Raw genomic sequence first — 1,170 nt, forward strand, 5'->3', positions numbered from 1 at the left:
CTAGTGTAGTGTTGCATTCTGTTTGGAACTTAAGCGCTTGTTGGCACGAATGACCTTTTGCAAGATGTCGCGAGCGCTTTTTGTCCAGATGAAGGGCTTAGGATTTTTGTTGTGATGTGCGATGTAAGCATCAATGGTGTCGATTAGTTCCGGCACGCTGGTGAATACGCCACGACGCAATTGCTCGGTCGTAATGTCACGGAAGAAGCGCTCCACCATGTTCAGCCACGATGCCGAGGTCGGGGTGAAGTGCATTGTGATGCGCGGGTGCTTGGCCAGCCACTCTTGAACAACTGGATGTTTGTGGGTCGCGTAGTTATCGGCGATCAGATGCAACGCCTTGTCTTTGGGCGTTTCACGGTCAATCTTCTTGAGGAACTTGAGCCACTCCACATGCGTATGACGTTGCTGGCAGGTGCTGATGACGGTGCCATCGAGCGTACTCATGGCGGCAAACAATGTCGTGGTGCCATTGCGCTTGTAGTCGTGCGTCATCGTTTGTGCTCGCCCCTTTTTGAGGGGCAATCCCGGCTGGGTACGATCCAATGCTTGGACTTGGCTCTTCTCGTCGCAGCACAACACCAGCGCGTGCTCCGGTGGCGACATGTACAGGCCAACGATATCTTCCAGCTTGTCGATGAACTTGGGGTCACGCGAAACCTTGAAGCCACGCACCAGATGCGGCTTGAGGCCATTGGCCCTCCAGTGGCGCGACACGCTGGCGGCACTCACACCCAACTCTTGGGCCATGGTGCGCGTACTCCACTGCGTGGCCGCTTGCGGCGTGCTTTGCGTTGTCAGCTCAACCAACTTGGCTACATCCACTTTCACGGGCGGTGCCCCGCGCGGCAAGTCGCGCTCGATGCCCGCCAAACGATCGATTGCGTACCGCTCGCGCCAACGTGCCACTTGCAAGCGCCCGATGCCTAACTCAGCAGCAATAGCGATTGTTTGCTTGCCAAGATCTGCCAACAGCACGATTTGCGCACGCTGAGCCAAGCGAACGCTGGTTCGTTTCGAGCGAACCAGCTTCGTCAATTCCATACGCTCATCGTCGGTAAGCGTGATCGTGGGGGCTACGCGCATCTTGGTCATCCATCTTGGCTAAAAACAATACGCTATAGATGGAGATAATTTATGTATTATCAAGAGTGAAACACTACACTAGAT

The 1,170-nt window shown here is 54.9% G+C and carries 1 protein-coding gene; it reads right to left on the reverse strand.

Going from position 1 to position 1,170, the window contains the following annotated elements:
* Positions 1-1,086 carry an IS630 family transposase gene (locus B9Z48_RS21300; protein WP_108380582.1) on the reverse strand — a complete coding sequence of 362 codons (1,086 nt, stop codon included), beginning with the start codon at positions 1,084-1,086 and terminating at the stop codon, positions 1-3.
* Positions 1,087-1,170: the final 84 nt, after the last annotated feature.

The sequence above is a fragment of the Limnohabitans sp. WS1 genome (genome assembly GCF_003063265.1).
Classification (GTDB): domain Bacteria; phylum Pseudomonadota; class Gammaproteobacteria; order Burkholderiales; family Burkholderiaceae_C; genus Limnohabitans_A.

Excerpts from the sequence above, each read along its gene's own strand:
- B9Z48_RS21300 (WP_108380582.1), bottom strand. The coding sequence starts at position 1,086 with ATGCGCGTAGCCCCCACGATCACGCTTACCGACGATGAGCGTATGGAA.